Origin of the sequence: Streptomyces sp. NPDC088794 (genome assembly GCF_044750545.1) — a bacterium.
Lineage (GTDB): Bacteria > Actinomycetota > Actinomycetes > Streptomycetales > Streptomycetaceae > Streptomyces.
The window spans coordinates 29,520-48,189 of the sequence record NZ_JBIVKB010000017.1 but is presented as its reverse complement, the minus strand read 5'-3'; the positions used below and the strand labels follow the sequence as shown (position 1 = coordinate 48,189).

Below are 18,670 nucleotides of genomic sequence, written 5' to 3'. Positions count from 1 at the left end.
GCTGTGGTGAGGCCAGGGTCCCCGCCCGGGGGAATCCTGGACAGGGCCGTGACGGGATGCGCGGTTCGGCTCACACGCGCCGACGACCTCGTCGTACGTTGGCGGGATGACCGAGTCTCCCGCTGATCTCATCATCACCGGATGCACCGTCCTCACGCACGACGATCAAGAACGGATCGGGTTCGAGGAGGACGCGGCCCTCGTCGTACGGGACGGACTCGTCGAGTCCGTCACCACCGCCGCCGCGGTCGAGGGGGCGCCGGCCGTCGAGCGCGTCGACGCCCGGGGGCAGGTGGCCATGCCCGGGCTGATCAACTGCCACACCCACGCGCCGATGGTCGCGCTGCGCGGGGTCGCGGAGGACCTGCCGACCGAGGAGTGGTTCAACGACGTCGTCTGGCCGATCGAGTCCAACCTGACTGAGAAAGATGTCGAGTTGGGGGCGCGGCTCGCCTGTGCCGAGATGATCCGGGCCGGCGTGACCTGCTTCGCGGACCACTACTTCGCCATGGACGCGGTGGCCGCCGTGGTCGAGGAGTGCGGGCTGCGGGCGCACCTGGGGGAGGCGTACTTCTCCTCCCAGGGTCCTCAAGGCCGGGAGAAATCACTGGAGTTCGCGCTACGACACCGGGGCGGCGCCGACGGCCGCATCACCACCGCCCTCGCCCCGCACGCCCCCTACACCGTCGACGACGCCGACCTCGCCGCAACCGCCGAACTCGCCCGCGCGCACGGCCTGCCCGTCCACCTCCACGCCGCCGAGAACCGCGACCAGACCGAGGCGAGCCTCGCCCGCCACGGCGTCACGCCCATCGAGGTCCTGGCCCGCACGGGCATCCTCGACGTGGACGTCCTCATCGCCCACGGCACCGGCATCCTCGACCGCGACCTGCCGGTACTGGCAGCAGCGGGCGGTCGTACGGCGGTGGCGACCGCGCCCCGCGGCTACCTCAAGTTCGGCTGGCCCACGACCACTCCGGTCCGCGCCCTGCACGACCTCGGCATCCCCGTCGGACTCGCCACGGACGGCGCCGCCTCCAACAACTCCCTGGACGTATGGGAGTCGATGGCCCTGACCGCCCTCATCCAGAAGTCCACCACCGGCGACCCCCGCTGGCTGACCGCCCGTCAGGCCCTGCACCACGCGACGCTCCAGAGCGCCCGCGCGGTCGGCCTCGGCGACACCCTCGGCACCCTCGCCCCGGGCCGCCGCGCCGATCTCGTCCTCGTCGACCTCACCGGACCGCACACCCAGCCCGTCCACGACCTCGCCGCCACCCTCGTGCACAGCGCCCGCTCCTCCGACGTCCGCACCACGATCGTCGACGGCCGGATCCTGATGCGCGACCGGCAGCTCCTCACCCTCGATGTCCCGTCGGTGGTACGGGAGTTGGGGGAGCGACTGCCCGCCCTGCTGGACCGCGGACACGGCCGGCGCATCCAGGACTACGACACCTGAGGCGGCACTGAGGCGTTCCCGATCCGGTCGCCGGGGTGCCCGTGCGGTCCGCATAGGCTGGCCCCATGGACGACCTCGCCGAAGGCCTTCTCGACCAGCCCCACGACGCGTACCGGCTGCTGCGCGACACCTCGCCCGTGCACCGCATCGCCGGTCCGGACGGCACGCCCGCCTGGCTGGTCACACGGTACGAGGACGTGCGGACGGCGCTGGCCGATCCGCGCCTCTCGCTGGACAAGAGGCATGCCACGGCGGGCACTTACAAGGGACTGTCGCTGCCGCCCGCGCTCGACGCCAACCTGCTGAACATGGACCCGCCCGACCACACCCGGGTCCGCCGGCTGGTCAGCCGGGCCTTCACGCCCCGCCGGATCGAGCAACTGCGCACACCCATCAGGCAGACCGCCGACCGCCTCCTCGACGCGCTCGGGACGCACGGCACCGCCGACCTGGTCGCCGCCTACTGCGCGCCGCTGCCCATCACCGTCATCTGCGACCTGCTCGGCGTTCCGGACACCCACCGCCTCGACTTCCGCGTCTGGACCGACGCCCTGATCGCCCCGGACCCGGCCCGGCCCGAGGCTGCCAAGCAGGCGGTGGTTGCCCTGCTCGGCTATCTGACCCAACTCCTGGCGGACAAGCGATGCGAGCCCGCCGACGACCTGCTCTCCGACCTGATCGCGGTGCGCGAGGAGGGCGACCGGCTCAGCGAGGACGAGCTGATGTCCCTCGCCTTCCTCATCCTCTTCGCCGGGTACGAGAACACCGTGCAGCTCATCGGCAACGCGGTGCTCGCGCTGCTCCAACACCCCGACCAGCTCGCCGAGTTGCGCAAGGACCCGGCCCTGCTGCCGGGCGCGGTCGAGGAGTTCGCCCGCTACGAGGGTCCCGCCCTGTTCGGCATCCGGCGCTTCCCGGTCGAGGACGTGACCATCGGGGACGTCACCATCCCGGCCGGCGAGACCGTCTGGGTCTCCCTGGCCGCCGCCGACCGCGATCCCGACCGCTTCCCCGACCCCGACCGCCTCGACCTCGGCCGTGACGCCTCCGGCCATCTCGCCCTCGGCCACGGCATCCACTACTGCCTGGGCGCGCCCCTGGCCCGCGCCGAGACCGAGATCGCCCTGGCCGCCCTCCTGGAACGCTTCCCCGAACTCGCCCTCGCGGAAGGGCAACCGACCTGGCGCCGCTCGCTGCGCGCCCGCGGGCTCACGGCGCTGCCGGTGACGTACTCCCGAACTCCCGGATCCCCGGGGCTTTCCTGACCCGGCGAGACCTGGCGAGACCTGGCGAGAAAAACTTCTGCCGCACCGATGAGTTCCGTCCCTCCCCTCGGTCACCTCTGCGGAACGGACCGTTGCAACTGGAGGGGCCATGTCGCTTCCCGAGATCGTCTCGCGTGAACAGTGGCGCGCGGCGCGCGAGGAACTGCTGGTCAAGGAGAAGGCGGCCACCCGCGCGCGGGACGCGCTGAACGCCGAGCGGCGCGGGCTGCCGATGGTCGAGATCGACAAGGAGTACGTCTTCGAGGGCGGCGACGGGAAGGCCGCGCTGGCCGATCTGTTCGAGGGGCGGTCCCAACTCGTCGTATACCACTTCATGTTCGCGCCCGAGTGGGACGCCGGCTGCCGCAGCTGCTCGGGGTTCCTCGACCAGGTCGGGCACTTGGCGCATCTGAAGGCGCGGGGCACGATGTTCGCGGCGGTCTCCCGGGCGCCGTACACGAAAATCCTGCCGTTCAAGGCGCGGATGGGGTGGGCGCTGCCCTGGTACTCGGCGTGCGGTGGCGACTTCAACCACGACTTCGAGGCGACCCTGGAGGAGAACGGGGAACTCGTCGACCGGCCCGGGATCAGCTGCTTCCTGCGGGACGGGGGGCGCGTCTTCCACACGTACTCGACGTACGCGCGCGGACTCGACGGCCTCGGCTCGACCACGAGCTTCCTGGACCTGACCGCGCTGGGCCGGCAGGAGGAGTGGGAGCTGCCCGCGGGGCGGGCCTCGGCGCTCGGGGCGCCGGCCGGCAGTGAACGCGTCCGGTTTCACGACGAGTACGAGGACTGACACATTCCGTATGGCCGATGATCGATTGATGATCGGTTCGTGACGGGACCCTCACACTCCGCAGTGCCCGTGTGTCGACTACGTCTCAGAACCGCAACTTGGCGAGGCGTTCACCCCTGGTTCGGCGTTAACTCCTACAGGAACTCCCGCAAGACGACGTTTCTGGAGGTGCAGGATGGTGAACGGGCGCACAGTGCTCGAGCGCTTTCCCGCGGGCGGGCCGCGGGGTTCGTGGCCGGCCGAGGAGTTCGCGCAGGCGCGACGCATGGAAGGGCTGCAGGCGGAGGTCGTGATGGACCTCGCGACGGACACGTTCCTGGTGGTCGTGCGCGGCGGCGAGAGCGCCGTGGACGCGCTGGCCTGACATCAGCCTCCTTTCCGGACGGACGAGACGGACTGAACAGACTGGACAGGGACGGGCGCGGTGAACTGCTCCGCCTGGAGCCGGTACAGCTCGGCGTAGATGCCACCGCCCGCCAGTAACTCCTCGGGAGTGCCGGACTCCGCTAGCCGGCCCTGGTCCAGGACGTGCACCAGGTCCGCGTGGCGCACGGATGCCAGCCGGTGGGTGATCAGGACGACGGTCTGGCCGGTCGAGGCGAGGGCGCGGATCTTCTCGAAGACCTCCAGCTCGGCCCGTGCGTCCAGGGCCGCCGTCGGTTCGTCCACGATCAGGATGCGGCCGCGCCGGTAGGCCGCCCGCGCGATGCCGAGCCGCTGCCACTGGCCGCCGGACAGCTCGTGGCCGCCGCTGAAGTTGCGGGCCAGCAGGGTGTCCAGGCCGCGCGGCAGGTCCGCGACCACGTCCTCGGCGCCCGCCTCGCTGAGCGAGGTGGCCAGGTGCTCCTCGGTGAGGGGCGCGGCGGAGCGGCCGATGGCGACGTTGACGCGGGCCGTGAACGGCCAGCGCTTGAAGTCCTGGGCCAGCATCGCGACCCGGTCGGCGAGCGCGTGCCGGTCCGCGGTCGCCGCGTCCACGCCGTCCCACAGGATCCGGCCCCGGTCCGGGGTGTACAGGCCCGCGAGCAGTTTGACCAGGGTGGTCTTGCCGGAGCCGTTCTCGCCGACCAGCGCGACGATCCGGCCCAGCGGCAGGGTGAGGGTGACGTCGTCGAGGGCGGGGCGGGTGGACTCGCCCGGGTAGTTGAAGGTGACGTTCTCGAAGCGGATCTCCGCCGGGTCCTCGGGCAGCGGATCGCCGCCGATCGGGATCGCCCGTTCGGCGGCCTCGACGTACAGCTTCTGGAGATCGCCGACGAACAGGGCTTCCTCGTGGAGCGCGTTGACCTCCAGGACGAGACTGTCCAGGCTCGACGAACCGGTCCGGATCGCGATCACCGCCGTACCCGCCACCGACAGCGCCATCGTCCCGGACAGCAGCAGCCCGCCGAGTGTCGTGTACGTCGCCACGGTCGCCAGGCCCGTCCAGACCGCGGCGATCAGCCCGGTGCGGGCGGCGAGCCGGGCCAGTCGCGCCTGTTCGGCCTCGGCCGTCTCCGACATGGCGCGGAAGTGGCGCAGCAGGAAGGGGCCGACGCCGTGCACGCGGATCTCGGGCGCGGCCTCCGGTTCGGTGAGCAACCCGCTGATCAGATGTCCTGCGCGGGCGTGCTGGACCCAGGTGTGGAAGGACTCGTAGCGCCGTCGGGCATTCGTCAGCGCGCTCCACGCGCTCGGCAGGGTCATCGTCGCGAGCAGCGGGAGCAGGGCGGGGTGCAGCACGGTCAGGACGCTGGCTGCCGCGATGAGCGAGATGCCCGCGTTCACGACCCGGGTGGCGTACGAGATCATCCGGCGGGCCGAGCCGGCGCCGTACTGGGCGGTGTCCAGCAGCTTGTGGAAGGCGTGGTCCTCGATCGCGGCCAGCTCCACGGCCGCCGCGCGCTCCAGATACAGCTCGGTGGCCACCCGCTCCACCTTGGGCTCCAGGCGCCCGGTGGCGTAGGTCGACGCGGCCCGCAGCAGAGCGCCGACGAGGGTGACGGCGGCCATCGCGATCAGCGCGGGGGCCGCGTCGCGCAGCCGGTCGGCGATCGGGCCGCCGGCGATGAGCCGCCCCAGCACGCTGTTGACGGCGAGCAGGCCCACCGCCTGGGCCGCGCCCCGGCTCACCTCCGCGCCCATCACGACCCGGGCGGCACGCCGGTCGGCCTGCCAGGCCAGCCGGAAGCTCGACCCCATCAGGGCCGGCAGCCGCGTCACCATCGCCCGGAAGTTCAGCTCCAGGAACGCCTCGCGGTACTGGTTCCAGCCCATGTCGTACCGCAGCGGTCCGCCGAAGAGCAGCCGCTCCGACTCGGAGACCTCGGGATCACCCTTGTCCTGCTTCTTGGCCAACGCCCTGTTCCCCCGATCCGCCGAGCCCCGCCGATGAAGGGCAACTATCGCGGGAGCGAGAGGGGCAGGGGAGGGCGCGGGACAAGAGGGGACCGGCGCGCGGGCGTACGCCCTGCGAGGTGCACGGGGTTCCTTCGGCTTCCCCGAGCGAAGCCGAAGGAACCACCGGCGAGACCTTCCGGCGGAGCGGCCCCCTGTGCCACCCGCCCGGCCTCCTCAGCGGTACGTCAGGCGCTGACCGGCCGTGACCAGGTCGGCGTGGTCCCCGTGACCCGGCACAGGGCCAGGTACAGGGGGATCGGCGGGGTGTACGGGAGCGTGCCGTCCGGCTTGTGGATCAGGCCGGGGACCGCCGGGGCGTCCGGAACTACCGCCCCGGCGGTGTATTGCGCGGGCGCCGGCCACTCCAGGGCGTAATCGGAGTCGGACGGCACGAGCCACCACCAGTGCGCCTCGTCGGCGTAGACGCACCCCACTCGTGGCAGTCGTGGCAGCACCAGCGGACCGAACTCGGCCGGCGCCGCCACCGCGTCGCAGCCGAGGGGAGCCGTCATGCCGACGGGCAGCGGCAGTCGCCGCGATCCGGCCGGCACGCTCAGCCCCCGCTGGACACGGACCAGCGTGTCCAGGCTCAGTACCCGGCCGCCGCCGGGTGTCCCGCTCACTGCCGCCCTCGATCCCGGCCGGAACCGTCGGTCGGAGGAACCCCCACGTCACTCGTCCCTCCGACCCGCGGGGCCCCCACGCCCCAGGTTCCCTGAGTCGGACCGCCGACCCGAGGAGCCCCCACACCCCACGACTCCGGAGCCTGACCTCCGGGCCGCGGAGTTCCCACATCCCACGGTTCCGAGGTCTGACCCCCGGGCCGAGGAGTTCCCACACTCCACGACTCCGGAGCCTGACCCCCGGGCCGAGGAGTTCCCACACTCCATGACTCCGGAGCCTGACCTCCGGGCCGAGGAGTTCCCACGCCCCACGATTCCGGAGACTGGCCCCCGGGCCGAGGAGTTCCCGCACCCCACGACTCCGGAGCCTGACCTCCGGGTCGTGGGGTCCCCATGCCCCACGACTGGCGAGCCTCTCCGCCGAGTGGCGGGACCCCCCTGGATCCCGCCTCCCGACCGTGCTCATGGAGCTGTGTCCGCGGGGTGTCGGTGCCGCTCCCGGGCTCACCGGCGCGCTCGCCGTCGGGTCGAAGGGCCCCCACGCCCCCCGGTCCGTCGGCCCGCTCGTCGGGGGACGGGGCCCGGACGTCCGCCGAGCCCCCCGTTCCGCCGAGCGGCAGCATGTGGTGGCCTTCCGGCTCGCCCTCCTCGTCCGGACCGTCCGCGGGACCGGGCTTGGGGCGGGCGCCCCAGCCGAGGTCGTTGCAGGGGCCGCAGTCGTGGCGGGGGGAGTCGGCCTTGCGGGGGAGCTCGGCCCAGACCAGCAGGCCGGGGCCGTGTTCCTGGGCGCCCCAGGCGTGACAGAGGCCGTCTATGAGAAGCAATCCCCTCCCGTGCTCCTCCTCGGGCCGGACCGGAGACGGGTGTGGCTCACCCGGCGCGCAGCCCTCGTCACGCACGGCTATGCGCACCAGGTCGGCACCGTCGTGCAGCTCGCAGACTATGAGGCTGCTCGCGGTGTGCACGATGGCGTTGGTGACCAGTTCGGAGATCACCAGGACCGCCGTGTCGCAGATGTCCTCGCACACCGACCAGCCGGTCAACCGGGCCCTGGCCAGGCGTCTCGCCTGTGCGGGGGAACCCGGATGGGCGGCCAGCTCGAAACGGAACCGGCGCTCGGCAGCGGCGGCCCCGTGGGGCGCTGCTCCCGCGGCGGCACCGAGGCCGAGGGGGCCTGCGGCGGCGTCTGTTCCTAAGGGCGCGGACGGAATCACGCTTGCCACTATCGCCCCGCCGTGAACACTTGGCAAGTGTCACTCTGAAAAATGCAGAGTGCGGTGTGACGGTGTGGACGGTCGTGGCACACTGCTCAACAGCACGTTGAGCGGCGCCAGTTGGGATCACCGGAGATCCGTACATATCCGTACAGATCTTCGAATAGGTCTTCGAATGGCGCCGCAGGGCTGTCAGCATGCTTCTGGCGTCGGCCGGACCCGTCCGCGCCCGGCCGATCAAGGGACTCAGTGGAGGTGGAGCCGTGAGCGAACCGCGGTCCGCGCCGACGGTCGGCCAGGTCGTCCTCGGTCGCCGCCTGCTGGACCTGCGGGAACGTGCCGGACTCAAGCGCGAGGAGGCCGCCCGCGTCCTGCGCGTCGCCCCCGCCACCGTCCGCCGCATGGAGATGGCCGAGGTCTCGCTCAAGATCCCGTACCTCCAGCTGCTCCTGAAGTCCTACGGCGTCTCCGACGAGGAGGCCCAGACCTTCGTCCTGCTGGCCGAGGAGGCCAACAAGCCCGGCTGGTGGCAGCGGTTCCACGACATCATGCCGGGCTGGTTCTCGATGTACGTCAGCCTGGAGGGCGCGGCCGGCCTGATCCGCTCCTACGACCCGCACTTCCTGCCCGGACTCCTCCAGACCGAGGACTACGCACGCGGAGTGCTCACGTCGGGCGCCATAGGCCAGACCCAGCCCGAGGACATAGAGCGCCACGTCGCCCTGCGCATACAACGCCAGGATCTGCTCACCCGTCCCGACGCGCCCCGATTCTGGGCCGTCTTCGACGAGACCGCGCTGCGCCGCCACGTCGGCGGCCCGGAGGTGATGCGTGCACAGATCGACAAGCTGCTCGACGCCACGAAGCTGCCCAATGTGACGCTGCAGGTCGCGCCCTTCTCCAACGGGCCGCACCCCGGCACGTTCGGGCCCTTCGTGCTGTTCCGATTTGCCATGTCAGAACTGCCGGACATGGTCTACAGCGAGTACCTGACCGGCGCCGTCTACCTGGACGCGCGCGCAGAGGTGGCGACCCATCTCGAGGTCATGGACCGCATGGCGGCGCAGGCCGCTACGGCACATCGCACGAAGGAGATCCTCCGGGATCTCCGCAAGGAGCTGTGAATGGATCGCATCAAGCCGCGCAAGCAGGTCTACAACGGCATGCCCGCGCGGGAGCTGGGAAGCGAGGGCTGGCACAAGCCGTGGAGCGGCGGGAACGGCGGCAACTGCCTGGAGGCGATGAAGCTCGCCGACGGCCGGATCGCCGTCCGCCAGTCCACCGACCCGGACGGACCGGCGCTGATCTACACCACCGACGAGATGACCGCCTTCATCGAGGGCGCCAAGGCGGGTGAGGCGGACTTCCTGCTGTCCTGAGACCGGTTTCCCGGCTCATTGATTTTCGCCGCTGTCCCACCGACAACCCCCCACCAACCCCCCGCAGGTACCGTAAGTCCCTTGGTTCGACACTGAGTTGATCACTAATCGCTGCATCATGTTATGGAGTCAGAACCACGACAGCATCCGTCGTGGCGCGTCCACCAGCCGGCTGACGGCGACCACCGGGAACGGCGGTTGTTCCAGCCGGCCCGTCCCTAGGCTGAGCGCGTAGTAGATCTGCTCGATCGACGGCGGTCCGACCGCGAGATTGCGCCGGACCGCCTCCTCGGGCGACCGCTCCCCGGTCCGTACGAGATAGGCGGCCGCCATCGTCCCCGTACGGCCGACCCCCGCACCGCAGTGCACGAACACCCGCCCGGGCGCCTGCGCGACCACGTCCAGCAACCGCCGCACCTGCTCGGGCCTCGGCGTCTGACCGTCGCGAACCGGCAGTCGTACGACATCCAGCCCGGCCTTGCCCGGTTCGGCGAGCTGGGCCGCGCTCAGGTCCTCGGCGCGCAGATCGACGACCGTGGTGAATCCCGTCCCCGCGAGCTCCCGGTACCCGGCGGGCGACGGCGCCGCGCCCCGCCACAACTTCCCCTCGGTGTCCACGGGTTGGAAGTGGTGGATGCCCTGCACGGTACGGGTCCCGGGCGGCGGCGGAGTCTCCGACCGCACCCAGTACGACAGCGCCAGCACGCCGAGCGCACCGGCCGCCCACAGGACGACGTAACCGAGCACCACCGCGAGCAGGATCCGCAGCGCGCGACGCGGCAGACGGGCCCGGGGCAGGGCGGGTCGGGATGGGGGAGCGAGGGTGACAGCCATGGGCGACCCGGGGGGCTAGGGGACGGGGGCGCTTTGGCATGGTAACCCGAGTGGGTGATGGGTGAGTTGTCCGTGTACGTACGGGTGTGCGGGGTGGGGCGAGGGAGGTGAGGGAGGTGGGGCGACTCAGTCGTCGTCCGCGTCCGCGTCTCCGATGCCGACCACCGTGAGGTGGGCGCGGTCGAGGCTCGTGTCCTCCAGGCAGCCGCGCAGCCGCATCCGGTCGTGCTCGGTGAGCGCGGGCCGCACCACCCCGGCGTACACGCCGTCCCCCAGGTCGCCCAGGGTCGCGTGGTTCAGCGGCACGGACGTGGCGTCCCGGCAGCGCTCCCACACCTGCTGCGCGGCGAGCGTCCGGCGTTCCGCCGTCATGCCGCTGCCGCGCATGTCGACCTGGAGCAGTACGGAGGTCGCCTCGTTGTCGTTCTCGTGCTGCTCCCGGGTCTGGGTGAGGTCGGCGAGCCCGACGACGAGCCCGGCGAGCAGGGCCGCCCCGACCACGGCGACGGCGGCCACGCGCGCGGTGTAGCCCTTGGAGCGCCGGCCGCCCAGCGCGGGCCGGTCCTCCAGCTCGCCCGCCGTGGCGGGATCCGGTGCGGTCAGGACGGTGAGCCGGCCCGCGAGCCGCCGTTCCGCCGGACGACCGGTCGCGGACGCGATCCGCTGCACCACCCAGGCGAGCCCGGACAGGAGCACGCCGGTGACCATGAGGACGGGCACGAAGACGTACGTCCGGTCGGCGGTGTCCTCCAGCCAGCGGAACCGGGCGCTCTCCCGCTCGACGGGCCCCTGCCGCAGCCGTACCAGCACGTCTTCTTGACGGTTCGTCAACTCCCTTTGCCGCTCGGCGCTTTCCTTGACCCGCTCCTCGATCCGGGCCAACCGCCCCAGCAGCACGATGCCGAGCAGCATCACCTCGACGACCAGCAAGAGAATCCCGCACAGGATGGCCCGCTGCCACTGCCAGCGGTACAGGTACACGACGAGATAGGTCCCGGCCCCGGCGGCGGCGAGGCTCCCGAAGAGGTACGCGATCCGTCTCATCGTCCGTCTCCCGTCCGCACGTCCTCGGTCCGCACGTCCTCGGTCCGTCCGTCCTCGGTCCGTCCGTCCCCGGTCCGTACGTCACCGGTGGTGCCGTCCACGGAGATCCGCGACCCCGGCGGGAAGCGCCGTACCGCGTCGGCCGCGCCCACGACGGCGGGCAGCCTGAACTCCCGTGCCAGTACCGCGAGATGGGAGAGCGGGCTGCCGGTCTGCGCGACCAGACCGGCGAGTCGCGGCAGCAGCGGGGCCAGGGCGGGGTCGAGGGTGCGTACGACGAGCACGGCGTCCGGCGGGCGCGGTCCGGTCCCGTCCCAGACCGTCCCGACGACCCGCCCGCCGGACACGCCCCTGCCGTCGCCGTCGCCGGCTGTGCGCTCGGCGACCACCGCCCCCTCCGCCAGCCGGAAGGCATCCGGCAACGGCGGCGACTCGGCCTGCGGCACGCGCGCGTGGAGATCGCCGGGCAGCGGGTCGCCGTCGAGCACGGCGACCAGTTCCGGCCAGCGCAACAGCCCTACGCGCTGCGGGGCCAGCCCCGACCGCCGGGCGACCTCCCGGACCAGCCGTACCTGCAACTCCTGAACCCACCGGACGCGGAGGCGGAGGGCTTCGCGGGGCGGGAGGGAGGGCGTGGGGGAGAGGGGGGAGACAGGGGAGAGGGTGACGGGAGCGGGGTCAGGGACGGGAGCGGGGTCGGGGACGGGGGCGAGAGAGGGCGTGGGCAGCGAGGCCGACGGGGTCGGCGTGGCCGCCGGCGGCTCCTGGCCCGGACGCGGGTCGAGGCGGGCGCCGGTGTTCGAGGCATCCCCCTGAGGCAGGCGCCCGCGTCCCCGGAGGGTCGGCGCGGTGAGGGCGAGGATCGTCGGGGACGCCGTGGGCGCCTGATCGTCCGGGATGCCTCTGGCGCGGGTCTCCGCGAGGGCGGCCAGCGCGGCGCCCGCCGCGGTACGGGTCGTCGGTGATTCGTGGTCGTGCAGGAGGGCGCCGGCGAGGGCCTCCTGGGCGTGCAGGGAGACCAGTACCGCGCGGGTCCAGCGGAGTTCGGCGGCCAGGTCGGGGGCGGGGAGTCCGGTGGGCGCCGGGATCTGGGCGAGGTGGCGGTCGACGTCGGCGACGAGGTCCGCGGCGAGACCGGGGAGCGCGGCCGTGAGGCGGCCCACCCGCCAGGCCGCGCCGAGCCGCCGCGCTCCCGGCGCGGGGTTGAGCAGCGCGAGCCACCGGTGCCTGGGCGCGGTCGCCCCGAGCAGACGCAGGTCGGCCGCGGCCCACCCGCCGACGGTGGTGACCACCGGCACCGTCCGCAGCAGCCGGCGCGACGCGCTGCCCGTGATGTCGAGCGCGGCGGTCAGTCCACGGGTCATGGGCGTGACCCACAAGTCCTGCTCCAACGGCTGGAGTTGCTCCGGCAGCGTCTCCGCCACGGGCCCTGGTCCGAGCAACCGGGCGCCACGCGGCGGCCGTACCGCCATCGCGGTGATGGGCCGGCTCTGGAACAGCCACAGCCGGTCGGCCCGTTCGCCGTCCGCGCCCCTGCTCCTGCGCCCGTCCCCGCCCTCGCTCCCGTCCCCGGCGAACCCGAACTCGATGTCCTGCGGCCCCCCGAAGACCTGCCGGGCGCGGCGGGCGAGCCGCGCCAACCGCCGTAGCTCGGCGGGCGTGAGCAGCGCGTCGGCGGTCGGCGGCTCGGTACGCAGCAGCCGCCCTCGCCTGCTCAACCAGTAGTTGGTTCCCGCCTGTTCACCACTGACCAGGGTGTCCGGCCCGCCGCGCACCGCACTCACCAGCATCCGGTCGGCGCGTCCCTCCACGGGATCGGCGCCGAACATCACCCCGCCCACGCGAGCCGCCAGCATCGGCTGCACGAGCACCGCCATGGGCGCTGTGGACCCGTCGGGCCGATGCGCCGAATCGAGCACGGTCCGCACGGCCGTACGGAAACCGGGCCAGTCGCGTACGTCGAGCACGGAGTCGAACTGGCCCGCCAGGGACGACTCCTGGGTGTCCTCCTGCGGCGACGAGGACCGTACGACCAGAGGCAGCGCACCGGAGTCGGAGATGTCCTGCCAGGCCCGACGCAGGGCGACCGTGTCGCCGTCCGCGCCCTCGGGGATCACGAACCCGGGGAGCACGGGCAGTCCGGCCCGCGCCGCACGCGCGAGGTTCGCCGCCTTGGAACCGGCGAGTCGGGGCAAGGCGGCGGCGGGGTGATCGAGCGGGACGGCGGCCGGGCGGAACGCCCCCTCCGCCGCACGCGCCTCGACCCGCTCCAGGGCCACCTCGCCCCGGGGTCCGTCCCCGTCGCGCGCGCCCTCGCCATGACGTTCGTCGAGCGTCGTCATCAACACCCTCCAGGACCGACCGCCAACAGGGGGGACGCGCGGGGGTGGCCCTGCGCCTGACGACGGAACGAAGGATGGGGGCGGGCCGACGGCCGGACCGTTCCGGGCCCGACGACAACTCGCCTCCTACGCCGATGGTCCCACCGCCGTTGCGATTCCAGTCGCCCGCAGGCCACCTTCCGGCCGCCCGACGACGGATTTCGTGACCCGGGAGGAGAGCGGGGCCGGGCGGCTCGTCCGCAGGTAGTACACGCGGTCTCCTCCGGAGGTGCGAGCGGCAGGCGTACGGCTTCTCATCCGGCCGTACGGGAATATCCGGGGGCACCTCGTCCCGCCAGGTGGAGGCGCCGGCAACGCGCCGACGGCGGGCCGTCGGTTCGCTTCGGTTCAGCCGCCGGTCGGGGCCTCCGTCGCCTCCCCCGGCGGCAGCACCCCGCACAGCGCCTCCAACGCCGCCCCGTACGCGTGCTCCGACGGTGTCGCGTACCCCACGACCAGGCCGTCCCGGGCCGGCATGTCCGTCTCCGGGTGACGGAAGCCGGCGAGGCCGTCCAGGGCTACGCCCTGCCAGGCGGCGGCCTTGAGGGCGGAGCGTTCCGTGCCGGGAGGCAGGCGCAGCACCGCGTGCAGGCCCGCCGCGACCCCGGTGACCTCGATGTGCGGGGCGTGCGCGGCGAGCGCCGCGACGAGGCGGTCGCGTCGGCTCCGGTACCGCTGCCGCATCCGCCGCACATGACGGTCGTACGACCCCGACGACACGAAGTCGGCCAGGCTCAGCTGGTCGAGGACGCTCGCCCACGCCTCGCGCTCGCCCTTGGCCGCGAGGACGCTGTCGACGTACCGCTCCGGCAGCACCATCCACCCCAGACGCAGCGCCGGCGACAGGCTCTTGCTGACCGAGCCGAGCAGGATCACCCGCTCCGGGTCGAGCCCCTGGAGCGCCCCGACGGGCTTGCGGTCGTAGCGGAACTCCCCGTCGTAGTCGTCCTCCAGAACCACCCCACCACGCGCGCGTGCCCAGTCGATCACCGCGGCCCGCCGCTCCGCGTGCAGCGGACCGCCGGTCGGGAACTGGTGCGCGGGCGTCAGCAGCACCGCCCGCTCCCGCCCCAACCCCTCGACACACGCGCCGTGTTCATCGATCGGCAGCGGTACGGTCCGCACCCCCGCCGCCCCGAGCAGCGCCCGGTGGAAGCCGAGCCCGTACGCCTCCACGGCCAGCGGCCCGCGCAGCACCCCACCGCCACCCTGGCCGAACAGCAACCGCAGCCCGTGCGCGAAGCCGGAACAGATCACGATCCGGTCGGGTGCGGTCCGCACGCCACGCACGCGTGCCAGGTACTCCGTGAGCGCCTCCCGCAGTTCGATCCGCCCGGCCGGATCACCGGGCCCGAACACCTCGTTCGGCGCCTGCTGGACCGCCCGCCGGTACGACGCGAGCCAGGCCGCGCGCGGGAACGCCGACGCGTCGGGCGTGCCCTGCCGCAGGTCGTGCCGGGGCGCACGCGCGCGTGGAGGTGCCGTGACGGGGCCGTTCCCGGCGTGTCGCGGGGGCCGCGCCCGCTGTTCGCTCCGCAACGGCCGGGCCCGCTCGGCGACCCGCGTGCCCGAGCCCTGGCGCGCGGTCAGCCACCCCTCCGCCACGAGCTCCGCGTACGCGTCCGCCACCGTGTTGCGGGCGACCCCGAGATCCGCCGCGAGCGAGCGGTACGGCGGCAGCCGGGTGCCGGGGGCGAGCCGACCGTCGCGCACGGCCGCGCGCAGGGCGTCGATGAGGGCGGCCCGTCGACCGCCGCTTCCGGACAGCTCCAGATGCAGATCTGCCCCGATCCGCTCCGCGGAATTGACCCACGATCTCGCCATGGAAATGCACCCTACAGGGGGTCTTTACGGCTCGTAGATTTGTCACATGACGACGAACACGAACACGAACGCCCAGGTCACCGACACCGCACCTCGCATCGACCTCGCGAAGTCGGCCCCGAAGGTCTTCCGCGCCCTCGTCGGCTTCGACGCCGCCGCCCGCGAGGGCCTCGACCCGGCCTTGGTCGAGCTCATCCAGATCCGCGCCTCGCACCTCAACCACTGCGCGTACTGCCTCCACATGCACACCAACGACGCCCGCAAGGCCGGCGAGAGCGAGGACCGGCTGCACATGGTCGCCGTCTGGCGCGAGGCCCGGCACTTCTTCACCGAGCGCGAGCAGGCCGCCCTCGCCCTCACGGAGGCGGTGACCCTCGTGGCCGACGCCGGCGTCCCGGACGACGTCTACGCCCAGGCCGCCGCCCACTTCGACGAGCAGGAACTGGCCCACGTGCTCTCCCTGATCCTCACGATCAACACGTGGAACCGGGTGGCGCTGTCGACAGCGAAGGTGGCGGGCACGGACACGCGCCGCTGAGGGTCTGGCGTGTGAGGGCGAGGCTCGGTGTGAGGCTGCGGCCCGGCGGGAGGTTCAGGCTCCGCCTCACACCGTCATCGGCCGGTCGTACGGCCCGATCGGCGCCGGCAGCCGCGAACTGCCCGTCAGATGGCGGTCGACGGCCGCCGCCACCGCCCGCCCCTCCGCGATCGCCCACACGATCAGCGACTGCCCGCGCGCCGCGTCCCCGGCGGCGAACACCCCGGGGACGTTCGTGGCGAAACCGGCGTCCCGCGTGATCGTCCCGCGCGGATCCATCGCAAGCCCCAACTGGTCGACGAGCCCGTCCGCCCGGTCGGGCCCGGAGAAACCGAGCGCGAGCAGCACGAGGTCGGCGGGCAGGGTCCGCCCGCTGTCCGCCACCGGCCGCCGCTCCGCGTCGACCTCGACGAGGTGCAGCGACCGCACATGCCCGCTCCCGTCGCCGGTGAAGCGGAGCGTGGACGCCGCGAACAGCCGCGCGTCCGCGTCCGCCGCCGGCGCCGTCCCCAGATCCCCGGCCTCCTCGTGCGCGGCCGACAGCCGGTAGATCCTCGGGTACGTCGGCCAGGGCTCGGCGTCCTCGTCGCGCTCGGCGTCCGGCTGGGCGTAGATGTCCAACTGGCTGACGGACGCGGCCCCTTCACGCACCGCGGTGCCCAGACAGTCGGCCCCCGTGTCACCGCCCCCGACGATGACGACGTGCTTCCCGGCGGCCGACATCGGGGACTCGGCCAAGTCCCCCTGACACACCCGGTTGGCCAGCGGCAGATACTCCATCGCCTGCTGGATCCCGGCCAACTCCCGCCCCGGCACCGGCAGTTCCCGCCACGCGGTCGCCCCCGTCGCGATCACCACGGCGTCGTACCGCGCCCGCAGCTCCGCCGCCCCCACATCCCGCCCGACCGCCGTCGACGTACGGAACTTCGTCCCCTCGGCCCGCATCTGCTCGATCCGCCGCTCCAGATGCCGCTTCTCCATCTTGAACTCCGGGATGCCGTACCGCATCAGCCCGCCGAGCCGGTCGTCCTTCTCGTACACGGCGACCGTGTGCCCCGCCCGGGTCAACTGCTGCGCCGCGGCCAGACCGGTCGGCCCCGACCCGATCACCGCGACCGTCCGCCCGGACAGCCGGTCCGGCGGCCGGGGCGGCGTGAGGCCCAGCTCCCAGGCCTGGTCGGCGATGGCGACCTCGACGTTCTTGATGGTGACCGCGGGCTGGTTGATGGCGAGCACGCACCCCGCCTCGCACGGCGCCGGGCACAACCGCCCGGTGAACTCGGGGAAGTTGTTCGTCGCGTGCAGCCGGTCCGCCGCCGCCCGCCAGTCGTCCCGGCTCACCAGGTCGTTCCACTCGGGGATCAGATTGCCGAGCGGACAGGCGTCGTGGCAGAACGGGATGCCGCAGTCCATGCAGCGGTCGGCCTGCTTGTCGATGATGGGCAGCAGCGCCCCCGGGACGTACACCTCGTCCCAGTCCCGGACCCGCTCCTCGACCGGCCGCCGGGGCCAGTCTCTGCGAGGCGTGGTCATGAATCCCTTGGGATCGGCCATGGCCGTCTTCCTTGCGTCCGCATGCGACAGGCCGTGCGTCATCGGGCGGCACTCTTTCGGCCACGATACGGCCCATCGGCCACCTGCGCAGAGTGGACGGACCGCGCTTTCCGCCCCCTCCGCACAGCCTTCTCCCAGGCCCCCGCCCAAAAGCTCTCAGCGCCCCCTCAGGTGAGCGCCAGCACATACGCCACCGCCGCGCCGGACGAGGCGATCGTGCGCACGGTGTTCCACATCGTCCACTCGCGCACGTACGTCGGCCAGTACGCCGCCGCCTCCGGGGTGCCCGGCTCCAGCTTGAGCAGGGCGTCGTTGCGGGGCACGTTCGCCACCATGGTCACCCCGAACGTGCCGAACAGATACAGCGCGCTGCCGACCAGCAGCTCCACCGTCCCCTCGTCCGGCCACAGCACGAACGTCACCACCGCGATCACCGCGCACAGCATCGCCGACCCGAGGAACACGAGCATGAACGGCGGCTGCACCGCGCACACGTTGATCGAGTTCATCGCGGCCACGCCCTGCGCCTTCGGCAACGCGGCCAGTGCCCTCATCACAAACGTGGAGAAGCCACAGAAGACCCCGGCGACCAGCCCGGTCCCGAGCACCCCCAGCACCACCAGCACGAAGTACGGTCCATCGATCATCCGAACATCAACTCCCCGTATCGGCCGAGCCCCCGCCCGGCACCTCCCACCACCCCTACAAGTGAAGCCCCGCACCTCCCCATCGACCATGCCCGAAGACCTCGCGAACATAAGCGAGCGTCCACCCGGCATGACCTGGCTGTGGCCCAGTCTGTCCGCGCTCAGCCGACCTGCGGTTTCGCCAACAGAACCACCTGGTCACTCTCGACATCGAATCCGAGTACCGGATGGCTGGGAGCGCCGCCCTCGCCATACATCACCACCGGCTTGCCCAGCCGTCGCCCGATCAAGGTGAGGAAGCCGCAGAACACGTCGAGTCGCTCCTGGCCCTGAAGTTCCCGCAGATCAACATCGAAGTCGATCTCCTCCATCGAGTAGAAGTGGAAGACCGCCAACACATCGGCGGTCGGCCAGACCCGCAGTACCGGTGGCTCGGCGTCGGCGGGGCGGGACAGCGCCACCTCCGCCCGGGGCACACGGAGTTCTGTCTCGCCTTCGGAGTAGTGACACGTCCAGTCACTCGTACCGGCCAGGTCGAGGACCGCCTGCCAGTCCTCCACCGAGGTCTCGGGAACAAGCACGTCCGGTAGCGACCCCATCAGATCAGGGTCGAAGAAGGTTTTGACGTCGTCCCACAGCAGATCACCCACTCCGCCATCCTGCCCACCTCACCAAGCCGACGCAGCCCTGTTTTCCTTGCTCAAAGAGACAGGGGAACACCCCTCTCCTA

16 protein-coding genes and 1 pseudogene are annotated in these 18,670 nt (G+C 72.3%); 7 read left to right on the top strand and 10 right to left on the bottom strand.

The window, feature by feature from the left end:
- Positions 1 to 106 precede the first annotated feature (106 nt).
- From ACIP6U_RS37860 to ACIP6U_RS37845, 4 genes are all read left to right on the top strand, one after another.
- Positions 107 to 1,459: an amidohydrolase gene (locus tag ACIP6U_RS37860; protein ID WP_401727240.1), complete on the top strand. Its 1,353-nt coding sequence runs from the start codon at positions 107 to 109 to the stop codon at positions 1,457 to 1,459.
- A gap of 65 nt (positions 1,460 to 1,524) precedes the next feature.
- Positions 1,525 to 2,724, top strand: coding sequence for a cytochrome P450 (locus tag ACIP6U_RS37855; protein WP_401727239.1), 1,200 nt, complete (start codon positions 1,525 to 1,527; stop codon positions 2,722 to 2,724).
- A gap of 109 nt (positions 2,725 to 2,833) precedes the next feature.
- Positions 2,834 to 3,523 carry a DUF899 domain-containing protein gene (locus tag ACIP6U_RS37850; RefSeq protein WP_401727238.1) on the top strand — a complete coding sequence of 230 codons (690 nt, stop codon included), beginning with the start codon at positions 2,834 to 2,836 and terminating at the stop codon, positions 3,521 to 3,523.
- Between the two features lie 175 nt (positions 3,524 to 3,698).
- Complete coding sequence (locus ACIP6U_RS37845; RefSeq protein WP_124004402.1) at positions 3,699 to 3,887, top strand: hypothetical protein; 189 nt, start codon at positions 3,699 to 3,701, stop codon at positions 3,885 to 3,887.
- A 2-nt stretch (positions 3,888 to 3,889) separates the two neighbouring features.
- Here ACIP6U_RS37845 and ACIP6U_RS37840 read toward each other — a convergent pair whose 3' ends face one another.
- The 3 genes and pseudogenes from ACIP6U_RS37840 to ACIP6U_RS37830 form a co-directional block, all read right to left on the bottom strand.
- Positions 3,890 to 5,860, bottom strand: coding sequence for an ABC transporter ATP-binding protein (locus ACIP6U_RS37840; protein ID WP_401727237.1), 1,971 nt, complete (start codon positions 5,858 to 5,860; stop codon positions 3,890 to 3,892).
- 227 nt (positions 5,861 to 6,087) lie between these two features.
- Positions 6,088 to 6,525, bottom strand: a complete 438-nt coding sequence (locus ACIP6U_RS37835) for a hypothetical protein (RefSeq protein WP_401727236.1) — start codon at positions 6,523 to 6,525, stop codon at positions 6,088 to 6,090.
- Positions 6,526 to 7,157: 632 nt separating this feature from the next.
- Positions 7,158 to 7,775 (bottom strand): annotated as a pseudogene (locus tag ACIP6U_RS37830) (ATP-binding protein); the annotation flags it as partial.
- Between the two features lie 227 nt (positions 7,776 to 8,002).
- On the opposite strand from ACIP6U_RS37830, the gene ACIP6U_RS37825 reads away from it, so the two are divergent.
- Positions 8,003 to 8,863, top strand: coding sequence for a helix-turn-helix transcriptional regulator (locus tag ACIP6U_RS37825; protein WP_401727235.1), 861 nt, complete (start codon positions 8,003 to 8,005; stop codon positions 8,861 to 8,863).
- The gene (locus ACIP6U_RS37820) at positions 8,864 to 9,118 is read left to right on the top strand and encodes a DUF397 domain-containing protein (protein WP_124004405.1); all 255 of its coding nucleotides are present in this window, start codon (positions 8,864 to 8,866) and stop codon (positions 9,116 to 9,118) included. It abuts the gene before it with no gap.
- A gap of 129 nt (positions 9,119 to 9,247) precedes the next feature.
- On the opposite strand, the gene ACIP6U_RS37815 is transcribed toward ACIP6U_RS37820, so the two are convergent.
- From ACIP6U_RS37815 to ACIP6U_RS37800, 4 genes are all read right to left on the bottom strand, one after another.
- Positions 9,248 to 9,952 carry a dual specificity protein phosphatase family protein gene (locus ACIP6U_RS37815; protein ID WP_401727234.1) on the bottom strand — a complete coding sequence of 235 codons (705 nt, stop codon included), beginning with the start codon at positions 9,950 to 9,952 and terminating at the stop codon, positions 9,248 to 9,250.
- Between the two features lie 126 nt (positions 9,953 to 10,078).
- Positions 10,079 to 10,996 carry a hypothetical protein gene (locus ACIP6U_RS37810; protein ID WP_401727233.1) on the bottom strand — a complete coding sequence of 306 codons (918 nt, stop codon included), beginning with the start codon at positions 10,994 to 10,996 and terminating at the stop codon, positions 10,079 to 10,081.
- Positions 10,993 to 13,338 (bottom strand): PEP/pyruvate-binding domain-containing protein, encoded by a 2,346-nt coding sequence (locus ACIP6U_RS37805; RefSeq protein ID WP_401727232.1) that lies wholly within the window; start codon positions 13,336 to 13,338, stop codon positions 10,993 to 10,995. The genes ACIP6U_RS37810 and ACIP6U_RS37805 overlap by 4 nt, the downstream gene beginning before the upstream one ends.
- A 387-nt stretch (positions 13,339 to 13,725) precedes the next feature.
- Complete coding sequence (locus ACIP6U_RS37800; protein WP_401727231.1) at positions 13,726 to 15,201, bottom strand: PLP-dependent aminotransferase family protein; 1,476 nt, start codon at positions 15,199 to 15,201, stop codon at positions 13,726 to 13,728.
- Positions 15,202 to 15,247: 46 nt separating this feature from the next.
- Here ACIP6U_RS37800 and ACIP6U_RS37795 point away from each other — a divergent pair, with 46 nt between their 5' ends.
- Positions 15,248 to 15,739 (top strand): carboxymuconolactone decarboxylase family protein, encoded by a 492-nt coding sequence (locus ACIP6U_RS37795; RefSeq protein ID WP_401727230.1) that lies wholly within the window; start codon positions 15,248 to 15,250, stop codon positions 15,737 to 15,739.
- Between the two features lie 66 nt (positions 15,740 to 15,805).
- Here ACIP6U_RS37795 and ACIP6U_RS37790 read toward each other — a convergent pair whose 3' ends face one another.
- From ACIP6U_RS37790 to ACIP6U_RS37780, 3 genes are all read right to left on the bottom strand, one after another.
- Positions 15,806 to 17,293 carry a glutamate synthase subunit beta gene (locus ACIP6U_RS37790; protein ID WP_401727229.1) on the bottom strand — a complete coding sequence of 496 codons (1,488 nt, stop codon included), beginning with the start codon at positions 17,291 to 17,293 and terminating at the stop codon, positions 15,806 to 15,808.
- Between the two features lie 167 nt (positions 17,294 to 17,460).
- The gene (locus ACIP6U_RS37785; protein ID WP_401727228.1) at positions 17,461 to 17,940 is read right to left on the bottom strand and encodes a DUF1772 domain-containing protein; all 480 of its coding nucleotides are present in this window, start codon (positions 17,938 to 17,940) and stop codon (positions 17,461 to 17,463) included.
- 161 nt (positions 17,941 to 18,101) lie between these two features.
- Positions 18,102 to 18,590 carry a hypothetical protein gene (locus tag ACIP6U_RS37780; RefSeq protein ID WP_401727227.1) on the bottom strand — a complete coding sequence of 163 codons (489 nt, stop codon included), beginning with the start codon at positions 18,588 to 18,590 and terminating at the stop codon, positions 18,102 to 18,104.
- Between the last annotated feature and the right edge of the window lie 80 nt (positions 18,591 to 18,670).